Origin of the sequence: Pseudorhodoferax sp. (assembly GCF_047601025.1) — a bacterium.
Taxonomy (GTDB): Bacteria; Pseudomonadota; Gammaproteobacteria; order Burkholderiales; family Burkholderiaceae_C; genus Pseudorhodoferax.
This window is the reverse complement of the sequence record NZ_JASGJZ010000001.1, coordinates 1764367-1785411: the sequence shown is the minus strand read 5'-3', so window position 1 is coordinate 1785411 and position 21045 is coordinate 1764367. Positions and strand designations below refer to the sequence as shown.

The window sequence follows — 21045 nt, the reverse complement described above, 5'->3', positions numbered from 1 at the left end:
GTCCTCTATGCCGCGACGAACTCATTCCACTTCTGGACCATGTAGGTGTTCTCGTCCATCACGGCGTTCCAGCAGGCGATGGAGCCCATGCGCTGCTCGTAGCTGCCGCCGTCGCGCACGGCGCCGGCCTTGGCCAGCACGTCGCCGGTGGGGCTCTTGATGTCCCGGGTGGCGGGCTTGCCCTCCATCCAGTAGGCCCACTCGTCGGCCTCCATCTTGGCCTTGGCCGTCTCCAGCACGGCGCTGTAGTAGCCCTGGCGGTTCAGGTAGGCGCCGGCCCAGCCGTCCAGGAACCAGTTGATGAACTCGTAGGCGCCGTCGAGCTTGCGGCCGGAGAGCGTGGCCGGCACGCCGAAGCCGGCGGCCCAGGCGCGGTAGCCTTCCTTGAGCGGCTGGAACACGCAGTCGATGCCTTTGGTGCGCACGGCCGTCACGGCCGGGCTCCACATGGACTGGATCACGACCTCGCCCGAGGCCATCAGGTTCACGGACTCGTTGAAGTCCTTCCACAGCGCGCGGAACTGGCCCGCCTTCTTGGCCTCGATCAGCGTCTTGATCGTCAGGTCGATCTCGGCGCGGGTCATGTTGCCCTTGTCGGCGTACTGGTGCAGGCCCTTGGCCTCCACGACCATGGCCGCGTCCATGATGCCGATGGAGGGGATGTTCAGGATCGCCGCCTTGCCCTTGAACTCCGGGTTCAGCAGCTCGGCCCAGGAGTTGACCGGGCGCTGGATCAGGTCGGGCCGGATGCCCAGCGTGTCGGCGTTGTAGACCGTGGGGATCAGCGTCATGTACTGCGTGGGCTCGGACGCGAACTTCTTGCTCTTCTCGCTTTCGAGGTACATGACCTTCTTGGGCGCCGTGCCTTGCTCGCCCACCTTCTTGCCGGCGATCTCGCCCTTGGTGAACAGCGGCGTGATCTTGTCGGCGTTCCTGATGCGCCGGGTGTCGATGCCCTTGAGGTTGCCGGTGGGCACGATCTTCTTCAGCGAGAAGTACTCGGTGTCGATCAGGTCGAAGCTGTTGGGCGCGGTGACGGCGCGCTTGGTGACGTCGTCGGTGGTCACCGCCACGTACTGGATCTCGATGCCGGTGTCGGCCTTGAACTTCTCGGCGATGGCCTTGTCCTGGTTCACGGCCGTGCCCAGGTAGCGCAGCACGACCTTGTCCTGCGCGTGCACGAAGGGCGCGAGGCCGCTGGCCAGGATGCCGGCCGTGCCCTTGAGCAGGGTGCGGCGTGGCAGCGCGTGGAAGGCGTGGGTGTCGGACATGGTCGATGGCTCCTGGAAGTGGGTGGGGAAGGAAAGGGGTTCAGGCCGCGCGCGCCGCCAGCGGATGCGCATGCGGCGGTGCCCAGGACAGGCGCACGTCCTCGCCGAGCCGGTAGGGGCGTTCGCCGAACACGGCTTCGGGCAGCATCACCGACACGCCGCTGGCGCCGGCCGCGTCCAGCCCCAGCAGCACGTAGGTGCCCTGGTACTCCACGTCGGTGATGCGGGCCGGCAGGCCGTCGGCCGCGGCGGCCGGCGCGATGCGCATGTGGTCGTTGCGCACGGCGATCTTGCCGGCGGGCGTGTCCAGCACGTTGTGGCCGCCCATGAAGCGGGCGATGAATTCGGTGGCCGGCCGGTTGTAGATCTCATGCGGCGAGCCGACCTGCTCGATCAGGCCGGCGTTCATCACGACCATGGTGTCGGCCAGCGCCATGGCCTCTTCCTGCGAGTGGGTGACGTGGACGAAGGTCAGGCCCAGCTCCTTCTGCCAGCGGCGCAGCTCGGCGCGCATCTGGATGCGCAGGAACGGGTCGAGCGCGGACAGCGGCTCGTCCAGCAGCAGCACGCGCGGCTGCGTGATCAGCGCGCGCGCCAGCGCCACGCGCTGCTGCTGGCCGCCGGAGAGCTCGCCGGGCTTGCGCTGCGCCAGGTGCCCCATGGCCACGCGCTCCAGCAGATCCTGCGCCCGGGCCTGGCGCTCGGCCTTGGCCACGCCCTTCATCTTCAGGCTGAAGGCCACGTTGTCCAGCGCCGTGAGGTGTGGGAACAGCGCGAAGCTCTGGAACATCATGGCCGTGCCGCGCGCGGCGGCGGGCAGGTCGGTGATGTTGCGGCCTTCCAGCAGCACGTCGCCGCTGGTCACGGTCTCGTGGCCGGCGATCATGCGCAGCGTGGTGCTCTTGCCGCAGCCGGACGGGCCGAGCAGGCAGCAATAGCTGCCGCTGGCAATGCGCAGGTCGATGCTGTCCACGGCCGGCTGCCCCTGGGCATAGCGCTTGGTCAGCGCGACGAGTTCGACGGCGATGGACCGGGCGGGGGCGTCGGCTGGACTCATGCCCCTGTACCGCAAGCGGCGTGCCAGACCTTGTACGCAAGGTCCGGCCGGCACTGCGTACAGCCAGGCACCAAGGTCGTGCGCAGGGCGGGTGTCCGCGCCGATCTGGTGCCCGGCGGGCGGCCGTGCGCGATGGCACCGGCCTTGGTTACAGATATTTCACGGCGGATTGCTGGTATGCAAGGCGGCTTCCTCTACCATTCGCTTTTCACCGGAGTACGCCCCGTGGCCCTGCAATCCCCCTTTTTCGGCAAGCGCGAGAATGAAATGCTCAACACCCGTTCCGGCACGCTGAACACCACCTCCTCCCTGACGCCTTCCTCCGCGGTTTCCAGCCCGTCCGGGGCCTCTGCCGCAAGCGTCGCCACTCCGTCTTCCTCCACCGTGCAGCCTTCTTCTTCCGCTTCCACCGCTACTGCCAGCGCCGCCGCCAAGGCGCAGGAACCCGCCGCCAAGCTGATCGTCGGGCCGAACATCAAGCTCAAGGGCGTGGAGATCACCGACTGTGACACGCTGGTCGTGGAAGGCACGGTCGAGGCCACGATGGACTCGCGCATGATGCAGATCGCCGAGCAGGGCGCGTTCAAGGGCTCGGCCGAGGTGGACCTGGCCGAGATCCGCGGCGCCTTCGACGGCGAGCTGGTGGTGCGCCAGAAGCTGGTGATCTACACGACCGGCCGGGTCAGCGGCAAGATCCGCTACGGCAAGCTGGTGGTGGAAGAAGGCGGCCAGCTCTCCGGCGAGATCGGCTTCGGCGCCGCGGCCAAGCCGGCGCAGGCCGCCGCCTGAAGCCATCCGCCTGAAGCCATCCGCCTGAAGCCATCCGCCTGAAGCCATCCGCCTAAAGCCATCCGCCTAAAGCCATCCGCCTGAAGCCATCCACCCGAGAAGCCCGAACCTTCTCTCCCGGTCCTCCCGGTTGCATCCATGGCGACGACGCCGGCCCGCGGGCCGGCGTTTTCCGTTGGGGCTTCCTGTCGGTCGGCCTCAGGCCGGCAGCGCCGGATAGTCCGTGTAGCCCTCGGCGCCGCCGCCGTAGAAGGTCGCGCGGTCCGGCGTGTTCAGCGGCGCGCGTTCGCGCAGCCGGCGCACCAGGTCGGGGTTGGCGATGAACAGGCGGCCGAAGGCGACCAGGTCCGCGCCTTCTTCCACGGCCCGATCGGCCAGCGCGCGGTCGTAGCCGTTGTTGACCATCCAGGCGCCCTTGGCGCCGGCGTTGCGCCAGGCGGCCTTCAGGCGCGTGTAGTCGAACGGCCGGTCGCCGACCTCGCGCGGGCCGCCGGTCGCGCCTTCGATCACGTGGAGGTAGGCCAGGCCCAGCGGCGCGAGTTCGGCCAGCAGCGCCTCGAACAGCGGCTGCGGGTCGGGGTCGGAGATGCCGTTGGCCGGCGCGGCCGGCGAGATGCGCAGGCCCACGCGGCCGGCGCCGATCTCGGCCGCGACCGCGCGCACGACCTCCAGCGGGAAGCGCAGCCGGTTGGCGATGCTGCCGCCGTAGTGGTCGGTGCGGTGGTTGGCGCCGAGCTTCATGAACTGGTCGAGCAGGTAGCCGTTGGCGCCGTGGATCTCCACGCCGTCGAAGCCGGCCTCCAGCGCGGCGCGCGCGGCGCGGCGGAAGTCGTCCACGATGCCGGGCAGTTCCTCGGCCGCCAGCGCGCGCGGCACCGAGGTCTCGACGAAGGCGCCCTGGCCGTTCCGGACCAGGTAGGTCTTGGTGGCGGCGGCGATCGCCGAGGGGCCCACGGGCGCCTGGTGGCCGGGCTGCAGGTCGGTGTGCGAGACGCGGCCCACGTGCCAGAGCTGGGCCACGATCCTGCCGCCGGCGGCGTGCACGGCGTCGGTCACCCGGCGCCAGCCGGCCAGCTGCTCGGGCCGGTACAGGCCGGGCACGTCGGCATAGCCCTGGCCCTGCGGGCTGATGGCGGTGCCTTCGCTGACGATCAGCCCGGCGCTGGCGCGCTGGCGGTAGTACTCCACCGCCAGCGGGCCGGGCACGCCGCCGGGCGAGCGGTTGCGCGTGAGCGGCGCCATGACGATGCGGTTGGCCAGGTGCAGGCTGCCGGCCTGCGTCGCGTCGAACAGGGAAGACATGGACTCTCCGTGGATGCTGGGAAGCGGCGCCGCCGCGCCGGGTGGACGGGCGGCGCAGGGAACGAAGGATCCAGATGGGGCCGGCGCCGCGCGTTGCAAGGACGCGCGGCGCGGGAGGGCGCGTGCCTTACTTGGCCAGGCCTTCGGCCTTGAGCGCTTCCTGCACGGCCGGGCGGGCGGCCACGCGGGCCATGAAGGCGGCCACGTTGGGATAGGCCGAGAGGTCCAGCGCCACGTGCTTGGCCCAGCTGGTCACGGTGAACAGGTAGGCGTCGGCCACGCTGAAGTGCTCGCCGGTCAGGTAGTCCTTGCCGGCCAGCTGTTCGTCCACCCACTTGTAGCGCGCCAGCAGCTGCTCGCGCACCGCCGGCTTGTAGTCTTCGGGCGTGGTCGGCTTGAACAGCGGGCTGTAGCCCTTGTGCAGCTCGGTGCCGATGAAGTTCAGCAGCGACTGCAGCCGGTAGCGCGCCAGCGTGCCGTTGGCCGGCGCCAGGTTCTTCAGCGGGGCCTGGTCGGCGATGTACTGCACGATGGCCGGGCCTTCGGTCAGGCGGGTGCCGTCGTCCAGCTCCAGCAGCGGCACGTAGCCGAGCGGGTTGATGGTGTAGTAGTCGGTGCCGTCGTCGAGCTTGTGCGTCTTGGTCGGGGCCTTGACGGGTTCGAAGGCCAGGCCCGCTTCGCGCAGCACGATGTGCGGCGACAGCGAGCAGGCGCCAGGAGAGTAGTAGAGCTTCATGGCTTGATCTGGTTGGAGGTGCAGGAAGTTGCCCGGAGCTGCGTCGCCCAGGGCCGGGCCATTGTCCTACGCGGGCCGGCGAGCGGCGCCGATGACGCGCCAAAGTCCGCATTCCTACAGTTGCTCCATCGCGGCGTGCCGCACACCACAGGAGCCGAGCATGTTGAAGTGGGCCATCATTTTTGCGCTGATCGCCCTGGTGGCCGGCGCATTGGGTTTCGGCGGCATCGCCGCCGGTGCGGCGGGCATCGCCAAGGTGCTGTTCGGCCTGTTCCTGATCCTGGCCGTGGTCTTCATCGTGCTGGCCGCGCTGGGCGTGGGCGCGGCCAAGCGGGCGCTCGACTAGGGGCGCCGCGGAGTCGGTTCCATCCGTACCGCCCAGGGGCGCGCTGGCCGCCACCGGGGCGGGAGCGGCGGCGGGTGGCAGTGGCGCATGCCATGATGGGCGTGCCCGCAACCCCCGAGGAGGAGAGAACCGACATGTCCGACCTCATGCTGATCGGCGGCCAGCCCGCCAGCGCCGAGGGCGGCGCGTACTTCGAGCGCCGCAACCCGCTGGATGGCAGCCTGGCCACGCGTGCGCCGGCGGCCACGCCCGCCGACGCCCTCCGCGCGGTGGAGGCGGCGGCCGCGGCGTTCCCGGCCTGGAGCGGCACCGGTCCGAACACGCGCCGCGCGCTGCTGCTCAAGGCCGCCGATGCGCTGGAGGCCCGCACGCCCGACTTCGTGGCGGCGCTGCCGCGCGAGACCGGCGCCACCGGCATGTGGGCCGGCTTCAACGTACACCTGGCCGCCGGCATGCTGCGCGAGGCGGCGGCGCTGACCACGCAGGTGGCCGGCGAGGTGATCCCGTCCGACGTGCCCGGCAGCTTGGCCATGGGCCTGCGCCAGCCGGCCGGCGTGGTGCTGGGCATCGCGCCGTGGAACGCGCCGGTGATCTTGGGCGTGCGCGCGATCGCGACGCCGCTGGCCTGCGGCAACACGGTGGTGTTCAAGGGCTCGGAGCTGTGCCCGCAGACGCACTGGCTGATCGCGCAGGCCTTCGTCGACGCGGGCTTTCCGCCCGGCGTGGTGAACTACGTCACCAACGCGCCGGCCCACGCATCGGCCGTGGTCGACGCCATGGTCGCCCACCCGGCCGTGCGCCGCGTGAACTTCACCGGCTCCACGCGCGTGGGTCGGCTGATCGCGCTGCAGTGCGCGCAGCACCTGAAGCCCGCGGTCCTGGAACTGGGCGGCAAGGCGCCGCTGCTGGTGCTGGACGACGCCGACCTGGACGCGGCGGTGGACGGTGCGGCCTTCGGCTGCTTCGCCAACTCGGGCCAGATCTGCATGAGCACCGAACGGCTGGTGGTCGACGCCTCGGTCGCCGACGACTTCGTCGAGAAGTTCGCGGCCAGGGCCCGCGCGCTGCCGCTGGGCGACCCGCGCGGGCCGGACCCGGTGGTGCTGGGCAGCGTGGTCGGCCTTTCCACCGTCGAGCACTGCAACGCGCTGATCGACGACGCGCTGGCCAAGGGCGCCCGGCTGCTGTGCGGCGGCAAGGCGGAGAACACGCTGATGCCGGCGACGCTGCTGGACCACGTGACGCCGGCCATGCGCATCTATGGCGAGGAGACGTTCGGCCCGGTCAAGGCCATCGTGCGCGTGCAGGGCGTGGAAGAGGCCATCGCCTGCGCCAACGACAACGCCTACGGCCTGTCGGCCGCGGTGTTCGGCCGCGACGTGGCACGTGCGTTCCAGGTCGCGCAGCGCATCGCCTCGGGCATCTGCCACGTCAACGGCCCGACCGTGCACGACGAGGCGCAGATGCCGTTCGGCGGCGTCAAGGGCAGCGGCTGGGGCCGCTTCGGCGGCAAGGCCGGCATCGCGGAGTTCACCGACCTGCGCTGGGTCACCCTGCAGATGGGGGAACGGCACTACCCGTTCTGACGCCGCCTCCGGTGGTGTGGACCAAATCCGGCAGCACCCCGAAGCTGGCGGCGCGGCAAGGGCCGGCGGGGGCCTGGGGGCTGGCGCGATGCGCTCGCTGACGTAGCGCCACGAGGTGGCCGAGGGATCGGTGATGCGCCCGCCCAGCGGGGGTCCACCAGTTGCCGCTGCTCGGCCCGGCCAGCCGCGCCGCGCCGTGCCAACGCCCTGCGTCCCGCTTTGCCCATCGGGTGAGTCTGTCCGATCCCCCTCAGCTTCGCGCCAGTCGTCCCTGCCCAGCCAATCCGGCTGCGGGTACCGCGGTTTTGAGTGAATGCTCCGATCGCGGCCACGACGGGGCGTTTTGCAGGCCGCAGCTGCGGTCCTGGCCGGGCCAGCACATGGGTTGCAGCGCCTGTGTGCCGTCCGGCGTGCCTCGGCCCACAGGGCGAGGCCCGAGGCGCATCGGCGGTGCGAGAAGCCGGTGTGGTCATCGAGCCGCGCGCGGCGTGAGCGGCTCGTTCACACCTTCTTACAGGTGGATGCCGCCCGCCGCCTCGATCCGCTGGCCGTTGACCCAGCCCATGCCGGGTGACAGCAGCGCCGCGACCACGGGGCCGATGTCGTCCGGCAGGCCGACGCGGCCCAGCGCCGTCTGCGCGGCGATGGCGGCGTTGACTCCGGCATCGTCGCGCACGGTACCGCCGCCGAAGTCGGTCTCGATCGCGCCGGGCGCGACCACGTTCACCCGGATGCCGCGCGGCCCCAGTTCCTGGGCCATGTAGCGCGACAGCACCTCGATGCCGCCTTTCATCGCGGCATAGGCGGCATAGCCCGGCATCGTGAAGCGCGCCAGGCCGGAGGACAGGTTCACGATGCGCCCGCCGTCGGCGATCAGAGGCAGCAGGGCCTGCGTCAGGAAGAACGTGCCCTTCAGGTGGATGTCGACCAGCTGGTCGAACTGCGCCTCGGTGGTCTGCGCGAACGGTGCGTGGATGCCGATGCCGGCGTTGTTGACCAGGAAGTCGATGCGCTCGCGCTGCCAGGTGGCGGCCAGCGCCTCGCGCAAGCGCTGCACGAAGGCCGGGAAGCCGCGGCTGTCGCCGACGTCCAGCGGCAGCGCCGCGGCGCGGCGGCCGAGGGCCTGGATCGCGGCGACGGCCGCGGTGGCCTGCTCGGCGTTGTGCTGGTAGGTCAGCACGACGTCCGTGCCCTGGGCGGCCAGGGCGAGCGCGGTGCTGCGGCCCAGGCCGCGGCTGCCGCCGGTGACGAGTGCGATGGGGGTGGTGGCCATGGAGGATCTCCTGAAGGGTGTGCGATGGGCGCACTTTGTTGATGCGGTCGCTGCCAATAAAGAAGTCCCGAGTGATAGATGCGTTCGCCGAAAACGAACGATCGCCCCGTGCTGCGCCCCGAGCTGCTGCTGATCTTCACGCGCGTTGCCGAGCCTGGCGAGCTTCACGCAGGCCGCCGACAGCCTGGGGTTGCCCAAGGCCAGCGTGTCCAAGTCGGTCAAGCAGCTGGAGGAGGCGCTGGGCACGCAGCTGCTGCGCCGCAATGCCCGGCGCGTGCTGCCGACGCCGGACGGCCAGGCCTGCTACGAGCGCTGCAAGGAGATGCTGGCCGCATTCGACGACCTGCAGGCCATGTTCCGCGAAGGGCAGGCCTAGCGCGGCCAGCTGCGGGTGGACATGTCGCTGGGCATGGCGCGGTGCGTGGTGCTGCCGCGGCTGCCCGAGTTCCTGGACCGGCATCCGGGGCTGGAGATCGAGCTGTCCAGCACCGACCGGCGCGTGGACCTGGTGGCCGAGGGTTTCGACTGCGTGGTGCGCACCGGCGTGCTGGAGGCGTCCGAACTGGTCGCGCGGCCCCTCGGGGCCCTGTCCCAGCACAACCTGGCCAGCCCGGCCTACCTGGCCCGGCATGGCGTGCCGCGGACGCTGGACGACCTGGCCCGGCACCGGCTGGTGCGCTACGCCACGTGGCTCGGCACGCGCAGCCCGGGCCTCGAGGTGCAGCAGGCCGCCGTCGCGGTGCGCCATGTCCCGATGGCGGGCGGTGTCACCGTCAACAACGCCGAGGCCTATGGCGCGGCCTGCCTGGCGGGGCTCGGCATCATCCAGGCGCCGGTGATCGCGCTGCGCCCGCAGCTCGAGGCCGGCGCGCTGGTCGAGGTGCTGCCGCAGTGGCGCGCGCCGGACCTGCCGGTCGCGCTGCTGTACGCGCACCGGCGCCAGGTGCCGGTGCGGCTGCGCGTGTTCATGGACTGGCTGGCCCAGGTGCTGGCGCCGTATCTGCAGTCCTGAACAGACGCCGGCGGAGCTTGCCGGGGTCGTGCCACGGCTGAGTCGGCATGGCGCGCCATCTGCAGATCCTGGACGGATGCCGGCGGGGCGGTCCCGCTGGAGGGCCAGTCGCGGTGCCCTCCCGGGCGTCAGCCGTTGGCGGCGCTGGGCGCCGTGGCCGCCTCCAGCCGCTGCAGCCAGGCCATCGCGTGTGCGCGGCTGGCGCCGCACATCTCGGCCGAGGGCCGCAGGCCGGCGCAGACGGCCGGGCGCTCCGGCCGGCCGAAGATCCGGCAGCGCAGCGCCTCGTCGAGCTGCACGCAGCGTACGCCGGCCGGCTTGCCGCGCGGCATGCCGGGAATCGGCGAGCTGATCGACGGCGCGATGCAGCAGGCGCCGCAGCCGCTGCGGCAGGCGGGAGCAGGGGGATCCAGGGCTGGCATCCGGAGGATTGGACCACGGTCCCTAGAATGTACAAATCCTTCAGAGTTGTACAAATGCAGATCCTCCCCCTGAGTGAATTCCGCGCCAACGTCTCGGCCATGCTGGACCTGGTCGCGCAAGGCGAGACCGTGCGCATCCTGCGCCATGGCAAGCCGGTGGCCGACCTGGTGCCGGCGCGGCCCGAGGCCGCGCCATTGCCGCACTGGAAACAGCGCATCACCCCGCGCAGGGTGGTGCGGCCGGACGGCAAGACGATCGCGCAGCGCATCATCGACGAGCGCGAGCAGGCGAGGTGCGGATGATGCGCGTGCTGTTCGACACCTCGGCCATCGCCAAGCGCTACCGCGACGAGCAGGGCCACGACCAGGTGCAGCAATGGCTGGAACGCGCCGACGGCGTGGTGATGGCGGCGCACGCCCGCATGGAAGTCGCCGCCAGCCTGTGCCGCGACCTGCACGACGGCGCGACCACGCAAGCCGACCTGCAGGCCGACCTGCAGGCGCTGGCCCAGGATTTCGACGGCTTCGACGTGATGCCGCTGGACAGCCGCATCGAGGCCCTGTCCACCCAGGCCATGGCGGGCGCGCGCCTGCGGGCCATGGATGCGCTGCACATCGCCACGGCGCAGGCGGCGGGCGTGGACATGTTCATCACTGCCGACAAACACCAGGCCCAGGCCGCCGAGGCCCTGGCCATTCCCACTTTTCTCGTACAGGCAGCCTGAATGAGCCCCTACACCCATCCCCAGGAATTCGACGTCATCGTCGTCGGCGGCGGCCACGCCGGTACCGAGGCGGCGCTGGCCGCCGCCCGCATGGGCTGCAGCACGCTGCTGCTGACCCACAACATCGAGACGCTAGGCCAGATGAGCTGCAACCCGTCGATCGGCGGCATCGGCAAGGGCCACCTCGTCAAGGAGGTGGACGCGCTGGGCGGTGCCATGGCGCTGGCGACCGACGAGGCCGGCATCCAGTTCCGCATCCTCAATTCCAGCAAGGGCCCGGCCGTGCGCGCCACCCGGGCCCAGGCCGACCGCATCCTGTACAAGGCCGCGATCCGCCGCATGCTGGAGAACCAGCCGAACCTGTGGCTGTTCCAGCAGGCCGTGGACGACCTGCTGGTGCAGGGCGAGCGGGTGGTGGGCGCCGTCACGCAGGTCGGCATCGCCTTCCGCGGCCGCACCGTGGTGCTGACGGCCGGCACCTTCCTGGACGGCAAGATCCACGTCGGGCTGAACAACTATGCGGCCGGCCGCGCCGGCGATCCACCGGCGCAATCGCTGAGCGCGCGGCTCAAGGAGCTGCAGCTGCCGCAGGGCCGGCTGAAGACCGGCACGCCGCCGCGGCTGGACGGGCGCAGCATCGACTTCTCCCGCTGCACCGCGCAGCCCGGCGACGGCATGCCCGGCGGCGAGCGCGCGGCCATGCCGGTGTTCAGCTTCATGGGCAGCGCCACCATGCATCCGCGCCAGGTGCCATGCTGGATCACGCACACCAATGCGCGCACGCACGAGATCATCCGCTCCGGCTTCGACCGCAGCCCGATGTTCACCGGCAAGATCGAAGGCGTGGGGCCGCGCTACTGCCCCAGCGTGGAAGACAAGATCAACCGCTTCGCCGACAAGGAGAGCCACCAGATCTTCCTGGAGCCGGAGGGGCTGACGACGCACGAGGTCTACCCGAACGGCATCTCGACCAGCCTGCCGTTCGACATCCAGCTCGCGCTGGTGCGCTCGATGCCGGGGCTGGAGAACGCCCATATCCTGCGGCCGGGCTATGCGATCGAGTACGACTACTTCGATCCCCGCGCCCTCAAGAGCAGCTTCGAGACGCGCGCGATCGGCGGCCTGTTCTTCGCCGGCCAGATCAACGGCACGACCGGCTACGAGGAAGCGGCGGCCCAGGGCCTGTTCGCGGGCGTGAACGCCGCGCTGCAGTGCCAGGATCGCGCACCCTGGGTGCCGGCGCGCGACGAGGCCTACCTGGGCGTGCTGGTGGACGACCTGATCACCAAGGGCGTCAGCGAGCCGTACCGCATGTTCACGAGCCGGGCGGAGTTCCGGCTGCAGCTGCGCGAGGACAACGCCGACATGCGGTTGACCGAAGCCGGCCGCCGGATGGGCCTGGTGGACGACGCGCGCTGGGAGGTTTTCTGCCGCAAGCGCGATGCTGTTTCACGTGAAACAGAGCGGCTGCGCTCGCTGTGGATCAACCCCCGCAACCTGCCGGCATCGGAGGCCGAGCGCGTGCTGGGCAAGGCCATCGAGCACGAATACAGCCTGGCGGAACTGCTGCGCCGGCCCGGCGTGGACCATGCCGGGCTGATGTCGCTGGACGGCGGGCGCTTCGCGCCCGAGCAGGCGCTGGGCGAGGACGTGGTCGAGCAGATCGAGATCGCCGCCAAATATGCGGGCTACATCGGCAAGCAGAAGGAGGAGGTCGAGCGCGCGGCGCACCTGGAGACGCTGAAGCTGCCGCCGGACTTCGACTACATGGCGGTGCCGGCGCTGTCGATCGAGGTGCGGCAAAAGCTGCAGAAGCACCGGCCCGAGACGCTGGGCCAGGCCTCGCGCATCTCCGGCGTGACGCCGGCCGCCGTGTCGCTGCTGCTGGTGCACCTGAAGAAGCGCGGCGGCCGGGCGGTGGCGGCGTGAAGGCGCGGCTGCTGCAGGCGGCCGGGGCGCTGGGCCTGCCGCTGTCGGACGGCGAGGCCGACGCGCTGCTGGCCTACCTGGCGCTGATCGCCAAGTGGAACCGGGTCTACAACCTCACGGCCGTGCGCGATCCCGATCAGATGCTGACGCAGCATCTGCTCGACTGCCTGGCGGCCGTGCCGCCGCTGCGGCGCGTACTGGCGGAGCGGCAGGGCGCCGCCAGTCCGCGGCTGCTGGACGTGGGCGCCGGGGCCGGGCTGCCGGGTGTCGTGTTCGCCATCCTGCATCCGCAGCTGCAGGTGGACTGCGTGGACACGGTCGCCAAGAAGGCCGCCTTCGTGCAGCAGGTGGCGGTGGAGCTGAAGCTCGCCAACCTGCGCGGGCTGCACGCCCGCGTCGAGAACCTGGCCGGCGGCTACGACGTGGTGTCCAGCCGCGCCTTCGCTGCGCTGGCCGACTTCACCGCATGGTCGCGCGCGGCGCTCGCGCCGGGCGGCGTCTGGCTCGCCATGAAGGGCAAGGAGCCGCGCGACGAGATCGCCAAACTGCCGCCCGGCGTGCAGGTGTTTCACGTGGAACATCTGCAGGTGCCGGACCTTGCGGCCGAGCGCTGTATCGTCTGGCTGCGTCCCGCCGCAGCGTAACCGCAGCCGCGTAACCGCAGCCGCGTAAACTCGCGGACTGTTTTCCGCTGCCGCCGCATACGACACACACCATGGCCCGAGTTTTTTGCATCGCCAACCAGAAGGGCGGGGTCGGCAAGACCACCACCAGCGTCAACCTCGCGGCCGGGCTGGCGCGGGCCGGGCAGCGCGTGCTGCTGGTCGACCTGGACCCGCAGGGCAACGCCACCATGGGCTCGGGCGTGGACAAGCGCGAGCTGGCGCTGTCGGTCTACGACGTGCTGCTGGAGTCCGCCACCATCGCCGAGGCGCGCGTGGCGTCCGAGAAATGCGGCTACCACGTGCTCGGCGCCAGCCGCGACCTGGCCGGCGCGGAGATCGAGATGGTCGGCGTCGAGCGCCGCGAGCGCCGGCTGCGCCAGGCGCTGGAAGCCGTGCAGGGCGAGTACGACTTCGTGCTGATCGACTGCCCGCCCTCGCTGTCACTGCTGACGCTGAACGGCCTGTGCGCCGCGCATGGCGTGGTCGTGCCGATGCAGTGCGAGTACTTCGCGCTGGAAGGGCTGAGCGACCTGGTCAACACCATCAAGCAGGTGCACGCCAACCTGAACAAGGAGCTGAAGGTCATCGGCCTGCTGCGCGTGATGTTCGACCCGCGCATCACGCTGCAGCAGCAGGTGGCCGACCAGCTGAAGTCCCATTTCGGCGACAAGGTGTTCGAGACCGTGATCCCGCGCAACGTGCGCTTGGCCGAGGCGCCCAGCTATGGCTTGCCCGGCGTGGTGTTCGATCCCTCGGCGCGCGGCAGCCAGGCCTATCTGGCGTTCGCGCGCGAGATGGTCGCCCGCAACCGATGAACGCCGTCCCGCCTGCCGAAGGCGCCCTGGTCCTGACGCTGCCGGGCTGGCAGGGCTCCGGCCCGGGCCACTGGCAGACGCTGTGGGAGGCGCGCCATGGCGACCTGCGTGTCGAACAGCACGACTGGATGCAGCCTCGGCGCGGCGACTGGCTGGCGCGGCTGGACGAGGTGCTGCTGTCCCTTCCGCCGGCGCGGCCCGTGCTGCTGGCCGCGCACAGCCTGGGCTGCATCCAGGCGGCGGCCTGGGCCGCCCACAGCCGGCTGACCGGCCGCGTGCGCGGCGCGCTGCTGGTCGCGCCCGGCGACGTCGAGCGCGAGGACCTGCGCCATGCCTTGCCGGGCTGGGCGCCCGTCGTGCGCCAGCGCCTGCCGTTCCGCGCGATCCTGGCGGCCAGCCGGGACGATCCCTATTGCAGCTTCGACAAGGCGCGCACCCTGGCCGATGCCTGGGGCGCCGACCTGCGCGACATGGGCGCGCACGGCCACCTGAACGCCGACTCTGGCCTGGGCGAATGGCCCGCCGGCCGCGCATTGCTGCACGAACTCCAAGGAAGCGACTAGACAACTATGGTCACCAAGCGCCCCAAGGGCCTGGGCCGCGGGCTGGAAGCCCTGCTGGGCCCGTCCTTCGCCGACACGCCCGCCGAGGCCCCCGCTCCCGCGGCGGCCGCCGATACCCTGCCCAGCACGCTGGCGCTGGACCAGATGGTCCCCGGCCAGTACCAGCCGCGCACCCGCATGGACGAGGGCGCGCTGTACGAGCTGGCCGAGAGCATCAAGGCCCAGGGCATCATGCAGCCCATCCTGGTCCGCAAGCTGGCCGGCGGCGAGCACGCCGGCCGCTACGAGATCATCGCCGGCGAGCGCCGCTTCCGTGCGGCGCGGCTGGCCGGCCTGGCCGAGGTGCCGGTGCTGGTGCGCGACGTGCCGGACGAATCCGCGGCGGCGATGTCGCTGATCGAGAACATCCAGCGCGAGGACCTGAACCCGCTCGAGGAAGCCCAGGGCCTGCAGCGCCTGGTGCGCGAATTCGGCCTCACGCACGAGCAGGCGGCCCAGGCCGTCGGCCGCTCGCGCAGCGCCGCCAGCAACTTGCTGCGCCTGCTGCAGCTGGCCGAGCCGGTGCAGACCATGCTGATGGCCGGCGACCTGGACATGGGCCACGCGCGTGCGCTGCTACCGCTGGACCGGGCCATGCAGATCACGGCGGCCAACCAGATCTCGGCGAAGAAGCTGTCGGTGCGCGAGGCCGAAGGCCTGGCCAAGAAGCTGTCGACCGAGTCCGCGCTGAGCGCACCCAAGCCCCGCAAGGAAAAGTCGCGCGACCTCGCGCGGGTGGAGGAGGAACTCTCCGACCTGCTGGCCGCCGACGTCGAGATCCGGGTCAAGAAGCGCGTCAAGCGCGGCGGCCGCGTGCTGGAGGCCGGCGAACTGGCCATCCAGTTCGGCTCGCTGGAAGAGCTGAACGGCCTGATCGAGAAGCTGGCGCCGGAACGGGTCCGCTGATCCGTGCGGCGCGCGGCCGCCGCGCGCAGGTCGCTGTGCGCAGCGCCGATGCTGTCGGCCATCGTCGCGCCCGTGAGCCTGGAAACGGCGCTTGGGCGATGTCGAAAACAAAGAAAAGCAAGTGCTGGCACGGGGTCGCGGCCGTTTTTCAGCAACTGCGGAGCCGTTCCAACTGGGTGGGTCGCCACAGTCGATCAGTCCAGGGTGCGGAAAGCACTTGCCGGCGTTCCGACCAGTGAACTGCCGTTTTGAGGGTGGGTTTTCCTGATCAGGGTGGCGCGGCCGCTCGGCTTCGCGGGGCGTTGCGTCGGCCTGGTGGTGGCCGGCATCGGATCGAGCATCGCGGTACCCGCGGCGCGATGCGCGTCACCGACAGCGATGGCGTCGAGGCGTCTGTTCGGCTTCTACAGCTTCTCTGGTGGTCTCGGCAAGGCCGCGTTGCCGGCGCTGGTCGCCGTGCTGCTGCTGGCCGGTCCTCGCCTGGTGGCGGTGCGGAGCCTGTGGTCGTCCTGCTGGTGCTGGCGGCCGTATCGGCGCAGTTCGGCCGCGCAGTGGTGAAAGATCAAAGCCCTCCGGCAAGAGCCTCTTGCGAGGCTCTTCGCCGGACGCTGGAGCCGCTTACTGGCCGACCTTCAGCACGCCGCCGCGGCCCAGGCCGCCCTTGACTTCCTGCGCCTTGTAGTTGCGCAGCGAGACCACCATGGAGTTGTAGGCGTCGATGAAGGCCGCGACCGTGGCCTTGCCTTCCGGTGTGCGCGAGAAGCCGCCCAGGCCGGCCGCCGCGCCACCGCCGAAGGCGCCCAGCGCGGCGCCGAAGTTCGTGGCCGTGGCATTGCCCTCGGAGATCGCGATCTGCACCGAGGAGCGGATGTCGTACATGGTCAGCGTGACCACGGACACCTTGCTTTCCATGCCCGCGGCCAGCGCGCCGACGCCGCGGCCCAGGAAGCCGCCCAGCGCGCCCGCCAGCTTGCCGGTGGAATCGTTGTCGATGATGATGGACGGCTCCATGAAGTAGTCCGCCGCCACGCGCTGGCCCTTCTGCTGGTTCGAGCCGGCGCGGAACTCGCCCGAGTTGCGCTGCTTGTCGGTGATGGAGCTCAGGCGGCTCTCGGTGCGGTTGTTGCCGATCGAGGTGATCACGAAGCAGTTGGACTGCTGCACGGCCAGGCGCAGCAGCGGCTCGATCGAGGTGACCTTGGTGGCGGCGCCGAAGCTGGCGTACCACTCCTTGCCGCGGCCGTCGTCCACGGCCAGCGTGCCCAGCGGCGCGTCGCAGCGCTCCAGCGAGGATTGCGCGCCGGCGCTGGTGCCGCCGGCGGCGGCGCCGGTCACGGCCGTCGGGCTGCCGCCCGTGGTGATCTTGCCGCCGCCGGGCGTTTCGCAGCCCGCGAGGGCCAGGACGGATGCCGCCAGGACGACCGGGCGCAGGAAGAAGGCAGAGGAATGGTTCATGGATGGGCTTTCTTCGGCAAAGGGAGGGGAAAGGGAATCGGGGAAGGAAGGTGACTCAGTAGCGGTAATGCCAGCCTTGCGGGCCCCAGTCCCAGTAGTACGGGTAGCCGCTGTACCAGAAGCCGTAGCCGGCTTCGCGCTGGCGGGTCACCCAGAGCTGGTAGTCGTCCTGGTTCTTCTTCTTGGCCGCGCTGGCTTCGGCCAGCAGCCTGGCGGCCTCCTTGTCGCCGCGGCCGGCGGCCATGGACAGCCATTTCTCGGCTTCCTGCGGGTCCGGCCCCATTTCTTCCAGCCCCGTCAGGTAGAAGCGCCCCAGCGCCATCTGGGCCTGCGGATGGCCGCGCTCGCCGGCGCTGCGCATCCACTGCAGCGCCTGGTAGCTGTTCTGCGGCACGCTGTCGCCGCGGAAGTAGCGCAGGCCCAGGTCGTAGGCTGCGCGCGGGTCCTTGCCCGCCAGGTCGGCCAGCGCGGCCATGCGGCGCGTCTGCGCGGGGTTGTCGTCGCGCGTGGCGTCGAAGGTGGCGCTGTTGCGCGGGCGGTCGGAGCAGCCGGTGTCGTCGCAGATGCGGATCATGGCCGGCCGGTCCGGCGCGGGGGGCGGGGTCTGGGCGCAGGCGGCAAGCACCAGGGCGGCCAGGGGAAGGAGCGGGCGGATCATTGGGCGGGCCTGCGTGAAAGAAGGAACGTAACTGTATGTCTTGAACTGCAAGAAATCCATGCAAGTCCAGCCAGTACGTCGCCAATTTTGACGAAGTTCCGAGTCGACCCCCCTGCGGGGAGCTACAGCGCGAAGATCTTCCCCGGGTTCATGATGTTCAGCGGGTCCAGCGCGCGCTTGATCGTGCGCATCATCTCGACGGCCCCGGCACCGGTCTCGTCGACCAGGAAGCCCATCTTGTGCAGCCCCACGCCGTGCTCGCCGGTGCAGGTGCCACCCAGGCGCAGCGCCCGCGCCACCAGCGCGTGGTTCAGTGCCTCGGCCTGGACGCGCTCCTCGGGCCGGTCCGGATCGAGCAGGTAGCCGAAGTGGAAGTTGCCGTCGCCCACGTGGCCGACCAGGAAATACGGCAGGCCGCTGGCGTCGGCCTCGGCCACCGAGTCGAGCAGGCAGTCGGCCAGCCGCGAGATCGGCACGCAGGTGTCGGTGGAGATCGCCCTGCAGCCCGGGCGCGACTGCACGGCCGCGAAATAGGCGTTGTGCCGTGCCGTCCACAGCCGCGTGCGCTCCTCCGGCGTGCTGGCCCACTCGAACGCCTGGCCGCCGTGTTCGGAGGCGATCTGCTGCACCGTCTCGGCCTGCTCCTGCACGCTGGCCGGCGAGCCGTGGAACTCCATCAGCAGCATCGGTTCCTCGCGCAGGCTCAGCTTGGCGTAGGTGTTGACCATGCGCACGGTGTTGGCGTCGATCAGCTCCACGCGCGCGATCGGCACGCCCAGCTGCACGGTCTGGATCACGCTGTGCACGGCCGCCGCGATGCTCGGGAACGAGCAGATCGCCGCCGACACCGCCTCGGGCAGCGGGTAGATGCGCAGCGTGACCTCGGTGATCACGCCCAGCGTACCCTCGCTGCCGACGAACAGGCGCGTCAGGTCGTAGCCCGCCGCCGATTTGCGCGCGCGCGTGCCGGTGCGGATGGTCTCGCCGCTGGCCGTCACCACCTCCAGCGCCAGCACGTTCTCGCGCATGGTGCCGTAGCGCACCGCGTTCGTGCCGCTGGCGCGGGTGGCCGTCATGCCGCCCAGCGAGGCGTCGGCGCCGGGATCGATCGGGAAGAACAGGCCCGAGCTCTTGAGTTCCTCGTTGAGCTGCTTGCGCGTGACGCCGGGCTGCACGGTCACCGTCAGGTCCTCGGCGTTGACGGACAGCACCTGGTTCATGCGCGAGACGTCGATGCTGATGCCGCCCTGCACGGCCAGCAGGTGGCCTTCGAGCGAGGAGCCGACGCCGAACGGGATCACCGGCACCGCGTGCGCGGCGGCCAGGCGCACGACCTCGGCCACGTCGGCGGTGCTTTCGGCGAACACCACGGCCGCCGGCGGCGGCACGGTGAAGGAGGACTCGTCGCGCCCGTGCTGCTCGCGCACCACCAGCGCCGTGGAACAGCGCTCGCCGAAGCGGGCCTTCAAGGCCTCCACCAGTGCCGCGGGCACTTCGCGCGGATGGAACTCGGGCACCAGGTGCCGGGATGCGGCGGGAGCGTTCATGGCCTTGTCTCCGGGAGGGGGTGGGTGATTCTAGGAGTGCGGGTCGGCGCGCTCCGCGTTGTCCGGGGCTTTACCGGCGCGACGAATCGCCTTGACGCCGCGCGGCGACAAACGCTGCTGCGGCAGCGCTGCCGCGACGACGACAAGGAGTCCGCAATGCAACTGATCCTCGAATTCCTGGTGGGCCAGCTGGTGGTGCTGGCCGTGCTGCTGGCTGGCTGCCGGCTCGCGCTGGGGCGCGGCGGGGCCTGACGGCGGTCCTCGCCGCGCTGGCGCGGCACGGGCTAGGATGCGCAGCTCCGCAGGAGTGAACATCCATGGCCGCCACGACCACCGACGCCTCCCGTGGCGCGATCCGCGCGATCGCGCTGGTCGAGGCCTGCAAGGGCCTCGTCGTGCTGCTGGCCGCCACCGGCGTGCTGGCGCTGGTGCACCACGACCTGAACGCGCTGGCTGCGCGGCTGGTCGCCCACTCGCACCTGAACCCGGCGTCGAAGTACCCGCACATCTTCCTGGACGCCGTGGCGCACCTGCAGCAGCCGCGGCTGCTCTGGCTGGCGCTGGGTGCGGCGGCGTACTCGGCGCTGCGCCTGCTGGAAGCCTACGGCCTGTACCGCCAGCGCGCCTGGGCCGAATGGCTGGCGGCGCTGAGCGGCGGCATCTACCTGCCGTTCGAGGTGGCCGAGCTGGCGCACCGGCCGACCGCGCTGGGCGCGCTGGTGCTGGTGGTCAACCTGGCCGTGGTGGGCGTGATGGCCTGGGCGCTGGTGCGGCGGCGTGCCGGCGCTTCCTGAACGGCTACGGTCCGGCGTTGCGATCCGCCGCGCATGCGGCTCAGAGGCTCACGCCGCGGTGGAATTCCTCGCGCGACAGCACCCGGTCGTGGTTCGCGTCGATCTCGTCGAAACGCTCGGCCACGGCCGGCAGGCGCTGGGCCTCCTCGCGGCTGAGCCGGCCGTCGCCGTCGGTGTCGGCGCGGCCGAAGGCCTCGTCGACGCGCTGCAGCGCGCCGTCGCGCACATGGTGGGCGACCGGGGCGCCGACCGGGGCCTGGGCCAGGACGTCCTGCGCCCGCGCCTGCGCCACGGCGCAGGCACTGCCCAGCGCGGCGCACAGGCACAGGGCCAGGCGGTGTTCTTCGAAGCGAGCGAGGGGGCGGGGCAGGCGCATGCCGGGGGATCCTTGGTTCTGGCGCGAATCAGCGACGCGGGATTCGACCAGACGCATGGGCGCGCCGCCAGCACTCTTGCCTCCTGTTGCCGGCCTCACAAATGGCGGCCGGTTTGTAAACGGCACAATGCCGGGCTTTGGATCGGCACGGAGGACAGGCATGGGCAAGCGACTGACGCAGATCGCCACGCGCACCGGCGACGACGGCACGACCGGCCTCGCGAACAACGCGCGCGTCGGCAAGGACAGCCTGCGCATCACCGCCATCGGCGAGGTCGACGAGCTGAACTCGCACCTGGGCCTGCTGCTGTGCGAGCCCATGCCCGACGGCGTGCGCGAGCTGCTGGTGGACGTGCAGCACCAGCTGTTCAACCTGGGCGGCGAGCTGTCCATGCCCGGCTTCGAGCTGCTCAAGACGCAGGCGGTGCTGCAGCTCGACCAGGCGCTGGCCGACCACAACGCCACGCTGCCGCGGCTGGCGGAGTTCATCCTGCCGGCCGGCACCCGCGGCGCGGCGCAGGCCCATGTCTGCCGCACCGTGGCGCGCCGGGCCGAGCGCGCGGTCGTCGCGCTCGGCCGTGCCGAGACCGTGCGCGAGGCGCCGCGCCACTACCTGAACCGGCTGTCGGACCTGCTGTTCGTGCTGGCGCGCGTGCTCAACCGCCTGGACGGCGGCGACGACGTGTACTGGAAGAGCGAGCGGATGGCGCGCGAGGGAGATGCCGGCGCGCCATGACGCGGCCGGCCGGGGCTCAGAAACTGCGGATGAACCGGTCGCG

At 71.0% G+C, this 21045-nt stretch carries 24 protein-coding genes and 1 pseudogene; 14 read left to right on the top strand and 11 right to left on the bottom strand.

Annotated elements, in window-relative coordinates; all coding sequences use genetic code 11:
• Window positions 1-5: 5 nt before the first annotated feature.
• Window positions 6-1271, bottom strand: coding sequence for an ABC transporter substrate-binding protein (locus QM782_RS08345; RefSeq protein ID WP_415202451.1), 1266 nt, complete (start codon window positions 1269-1271; stop codon window positions 6-8).
• Between the two features lie 40 nt (window positions 1272-1311).
• A complete protein-coding gene (locus tag QM782_RS08340) occupies window positions 1312-2328 on the bottom strand; it encodes an ABC transporter ATP-binding protein (protein ID WP_415202450.1) in 1017 nt (338 codons plus the stop codon).
• Window positions 2329-2553: 225 nt separating this feature from the next.
• On the opposite strand from QM782_RS08340, the gene QM782_RS08335 reads away from it, so the two are divergent.
• Window positions 2554-3117: a bactofilin family protein gene (locus tag QM782_RS08335; protein ID WP_415202449.1), complete on the top strand. Its 564-nt coding sequence runs from the start codon at window positions 2554-2556 to the stop codon at window positions 3115-3117.
• A gap of 198 nt (window positions 3118-3315) precedes the next feature.
• On the opposite strand, the gene QM782_RS08330 is transcribed toward QM782_RS08335, so the two are convergent.
• Both QM782_RS08330 and gstA read right to left on the bottom strand, forming a co-directional pair.
• A complete protein-coding gene (locus QM782_RS08330; protein ID WP_415202448.1) occupies window positions 3316-4419 on the bottom strand; it encodes an alkene reductase in 1104 nt (367 codons plus the stop codon).
• 127 nt (window positions 4420-4546) lie between these two features.
• Window positions 4547-5155 carry a glutathione transferase GstA gene (gene gstA, locus QM782_RS08325; RefSeq protein ID WP_415202447.1) on the bottom strand — a complete coding sequence of 203 codons (609 nt, stop codon included), beginning with the start codon at window positions 5153-5155 and terminating at the stop codon, window positions 4547-4549.
• A gap of 160 nt (window positions 5156-5315) precedes the next feature.
• Between gstA and QM782_RS08320 the strand changes: the two genes are divergently transcribed.
• On the top strand, window positions 5316-5501 hold the full coding sequence (locus QM782_RS08320; protein WP_415202446.1) for a DUF1328 family protein: 186 nt from the start codon (window positions 5316-5318) through the stop codon (window positions 5499-5501).
• Window positions 5502-5635: 134 nt separating this feature from the next.
• The gene (locus QM782_RS08315) at window positions 5636-7087 is read left to right on the top strand and encodes an aldehyde dehydrogenase (protein ID WP_415202445.1); all 1452 of its coding nucleotides are present in this window, start codon (window positions 5636-5638) and stop codon (window positions 7085-7087) included.
• Between the two features lie 511 nt (window positions 7088-7598).
• Here QM782_RS08315 and QM782_RS08310 read toward each other — a convergent pair.
• The gene (locus QM782_RS08310; protein WP_415202444.1) at window positions 7599-8360 is read right to left on the bottom strand and encodes an SDR family NAD(P)-dependent oxidoreductase; all 762 of its coding nucleotides are present in this window, start codon (window positions 8358-8360) and stop codon (window positions 7599-7601) included.
• A gap of 78 nt (window positions 8361-8438) precedes the next feature.
• On the opposite strand from QM782_RS08310, the pseudogene QM782_RS08305 reads away from it, so the two are divergent.
• Window positions 8439-9372: pseudogene (locus tag QM782_RS08305) on the top strand (LysR family transcriptional regulator).
• 128 nt (window positions 9373-9500) lie between these two features.
• Here QM782_RS08305 and QM782_RS08300 read toward each other — a convergent pair.
• Window positions 9501-9794, bottom strand: coding sequence for a YkgJ family cysteine cluster protein (locus QM782_RS08300; RefSeq protein WP_415202443.1), 294 nt, complete (start codon window positions 9792-9794; stop codon window positions 9501-9503).
• A gap of 54 nt (window positions 9795-9848) precedes the next feature.
• On the opposite strand from QM782_RS08300, the gene QM782_RS08295 reads away from it, so the two are divergent.
• The 7 genes from QM782_RS08295 to QM782_RS08265 all read left to right on the top strand — a co-directional run bounded on the left by QM782_RS08295 (window position 9849) and on the right by QM782_RS08265 (window position 15436).
• A complete protein-coding gene (locus tag QM782_RS08295; RefSeq protein WP_415202442.1) occupies window positions 9849-10097 on the top strand; it encodes a type II toxin-antitoxin system Phd/YefM family antitoxin in 249 nt (82 codons plus the stop codon).
• A gap of 5 nt (window positions 10098-10102) precedes the next feature.
• Complete coding sequence (locus QM782_RS08290) at window positions 10103-10519, top strand: type II toxin-antitoxin system VapC family toxin (RefSeq protein WP_415202441.1); 417 nt, start codon at window positions 10103-10105, stop codon at window positions 10517-10519.
• Entirely contained in the window at window positions 10520-12448 is a 1929-nt protein-coding gene (mnmG, locus tag QM782_RS08285; protein ID WP_415202440.1) for a tRNA uridine-5-carboxymethylaminomethyl(34) synthesis enzyme MnmG, read from the top strand. It abuts the gene before it with no gap.
• Window positions 12445-13092, top strand: coding sequence for a 16S rRNA (guanine(527)-N(7))-methyltransferase RsmG (rsmG, locus tag QM782_RS08280; protein WP_415202439.1), 648 nt, complete (start codon window positions 12445-12447; stop codon window positions 13090-13092). Before mnmG ends, rsmG begins: the two co-directional genes overlap by 4 nt.
• 71 nt (window positions 13093-13163) lie before the next feature.
• Window positions 13164-13928, top strand: a complete 765-nt coding sequence (locus tag QM782_RS08275) for a ParA family protein (protein WP_415202438.1) — start codon at window positions 13164-13166, stop codon at window positions 13926-13928.
• A complete protein-coding gene (locus tag QM782_RS08270) occupies window positions 13925-14491 on the top strand; it encodes an RBBP9/YdeN family alpha/beta hydrolase (protein ID WP_415202437.1) in 567 nt (188 codons plus the stop codon). Before QM782_RS08275 ends, QM782_RS08270 begins: the two co-directional genes overlap by 4 nt.
• Window positions 14492-14497: 6 nt before the next feature.
• Window positions 14498-15436 (top strand): ParB/RepB/Spo0J family partition protein, encoded by a 939-nt coding sequence (locus tag QM782_RS08265; RefSeq protein WP_415202436.1) that lies wholly within the window; start codon window positions 14498-14500, stop codon window positions 15434-15436.
• A 194-nt stretch (window positions 15437-15630) separates the two neighbouring features.
• Here the strand turns inward: QM782_RS08265 and QM782_RS08260 are convergent, their stop codons facing one another.
• On the bottom strand, window positions 15631-15777 hold the full coding sequence (locus QM782_RS08260; RefSeq protein ID WP_415202435.1) for a hypothetical protein: 147 nt from the start codon (window positions 15775-15777) through the stop codon (window positions 15631-15633).
• A 37-nt stretch (window positions 15778-15814) separates the two neighbouring features.
• Between QM782_RS08260 and QM782_RS08255 the strand changes: the two genes are divergently transcribed.
• On the top strand, window positions 15815-15994 hold the full coding sequence (locus tag QM782_RS08255) for a hypothetical protein (RefSeq protein ID WP_415202434.1): 180 nt from the start codon (window positions 15815-15817) through the stop codon (window positions 15992-15994).
• Window positions 15995-16054: 60 nt separating this feature from the next.
• Here the strand turns inward: QM782_RS08255 and QM782_RS08250 are convergent, their stop codons facing one another.
• The 3 genes from QM782_RS08250 to QM782_RS08240 form a co-directional block, all read right to left on the bottom strand.
• Window positions 16055-16891 carry a hypothetical protein gene (locus tag QM782_RS08250; RefSeq protein ID WP_415202433.1) on the bottom strand — a complete coding sequence of 279 codons (837 nt, stop codon included), beginning with the start codon at window positions 16889-16891 and terminating at the stop codon, window positions 16055-16057.
• A 55-nt stretch (window positions 16892-16946) separates the two neighbouring features.
• Entirely contained in the window at window positions 16947-17549 is a 603-nt protein-coding gene (locus QM782_RS08245; RefSeq protein WP_415202432.1) for a tetratricopeptide repeat protein, read from the bottom strand.
• Window positions 17550-17671: 122 nt separating this feature from the next.
• Window positions 17672-19096 (bottom strand): FAD-binding oxidoreductase, encoded by a 1425-nt coding sequence (locus QM782_RS08240; protein WP_415202431.1) that lies wholly within the window; start codon window positions 19094-19096, stop codon window positions 17672-17674.
• Between the two features lie 317 nt (window positions 19097-19413).
• Between QM782_RS08240 and QM782_RS08235 the strand changes: the two genes are divergently transcribed.
• Window positions 19414-19890 (top strand): DUF2127 domain-containing protein, encoded by a 477-nt coding sequence (locus QM782_RS08235; RefSeq protein ID WP_415202430.1) that lies wholly within the window; start codon window positions 19414-19416, stop codon window positions 19888-19890.
• Between the two features lie 40 nt (window positions 19891-19930).
• On the opposite strand, the gene QM782_RS08230 is transcribed toward QM782_RS08235, so the two are convergent.
• On the bottom strand, window positions 19931-20266 hold the full coding sequence (locus QM782_RS08230; RefSeq protein ID WP_415202429.1) for a hypothetical protein: 336 nt from the start codon (window positions 20264-20266) through the stop codon (window positions 19931-19933).
• A gap of 160 nt (window positions 20267-20426) precedes the next feature.
• Here QM782_RS08230 and QM782_RS08225 point away from each other — a divergent pair, with 160 nt between their 5' ends.
• On the top strand, window positions 20427-21002 hold the full coding sequence (locus QM782_RS08225; RefSeq protein ID WP_415202428.1) for a cob(I)yrinic acid a,c-diamide adenosyltransferase: 576 nt from the start codon (window positions 20427-20429) through the stop codon (window positions 21000-21002).
• The last annotated feature ends 43 nt before the right edge of the window (window positions 21003-21045 follow it).

Coding starts and splice junctions, on each gene's coding strand:
- QM782_RS08345 (WP_415202451.1), bottom strand. CDS start 1,271: ATGTCCGACACCCACGCCTTCCACGCGCTGCCACGCCGCACCCTGCTC.
- QM782_RS08340 (WP_415202450.1), bottom strand. CDS start 2,328: ATGAGTCCAGCCGACGCCCCCGCCCGGTCCATCGCCGTCGAACTCGTC.
- QM782_RS08330 (WP_415202448.1), bottom strand. CDS start 4,419: ATGTCTTCCCTGTTCGACGCGACGCAGGCCGGCAGCCTGCACCTGGCC.
- gstA (WP_415202447.1), bottom strand. CDS start 5,155: ATGAAGCTCTACTACTCTCCTGGCGCCTGCTCGCTGTCGCCGCACATC.
- QM782_RS08320 (WP_415202446.1), top strand. CDS start 5,316: ATGTTGAAGTGGGCCATCATTTTTGCGCTGATCGCCCTGGTGGCCGGC.
- QM782_RS08315 (WP_415202445.1), top strand. CDS start 5,636: ATGTCCGACCTCATGCTGATCGGCGGCCAGCCCGCCAGCGCCGAGGGC.
- QM782_RS08310 (WP_415202444.1), bottom strand. CDS start 8,360: ATGGCCACCACCCCCATCGCACTCGTCACCGGCGGCAGCCGCGGCCTG.
- QM782_RS08300 (WP_415202443.1), bottom strand. CDS start 9,794: ATGCCAGCCCTGGATCCCCCTGCTCCCGCCTGCCGCAGCGGCTGCGGC.
- QM782_RS08295 (WP_415202442.1), top strand. CDS start 9,849: ATGCAGATCCTCCCCCTGAGTGAATTCCGCGCCAACGTCTCGGCCATG.
- mnmG (WP_415202440.1), top strand. CDS start 10,520: ATGAGCCCCTACACCCATCCCCAGGAATTCGACGTCATCGTCGTCGGC.
- QM782_RS08275 (WP_415202438.1), top strand. CDS start 13,164: ATGGCCCGAGTTTTTTGCATCGCCAACCAGAAGGGCGGGGTCGGCAAG.
- QM782_RS08270 (WP_415202437.1), top strand. CDS start 13,925: ATGAACGCCGTCCCGCCTGCCGAAGGCGCCCTGGTCCTGACGCTGCCG.
- QM782_RS08265 (WP_415202436.1), top strand. CDS start 14,498: ATGGTCACCAAGCGCCCCAAGGGCCTGGGCCGCGGGCTGGAAGCCCTG.
- QM782_RS08260 (WP_415202435.1), bottom strand. CDS start 15,777: ATGCTCGATCCGATGCCGGCCACCACCAGGCCGACGCAACGCCCCGCG.
- QM782_RS08255 (WP_415202434.1), top strand. CDS start 15,815: ATGGCGTCGAGGCGTCTGTTCGGCTTCTACAGCTTCTCTGGTGGTCTC.
- QM782_RS08250 (WP_415202433.1), bottom strand. CDS start 16,891: ATGAACCATTCCTCTGCCTTCTTCCTGCGCCCGGTCGTCCTGGCGGCA.
- QM782_RS08245 (WP_415202432.1), bottom strand. CDS start 17,549: ATGATCCGCCCGCTCCTTCCCCTGGCCGCCCTGGTGCTTGCCGCCTGC.
- QM782_RS08240 (WP_415202431.1), bottom strand. CDS start 19,096: ATGAACGCTCCCGCCGCATCCCGGCACCTGGTGCCCGAGTTCCATCCG.
- QM782_RS08235 (WP_415202430.1), top strand. CDS start 19,414: ATGGCCGCCACGACCACCGACGCCTCCCGTGGCGCGATCCGCGCGATC.
- QM782_RS08230 (WP_415202429.1), bottom strand. CDS start 20,266: ATGCGCCTGCCCCGCCCCCTCGCTCGCTTCGAAGAACACCGCCTGGCC.
- QM782_RS08225 (WP_415202428.1), top strand. CDS start 20,427: ATGGGCAAGCGACTGACGCAGATCGCCACGCGCACCGGCGACGACGGC.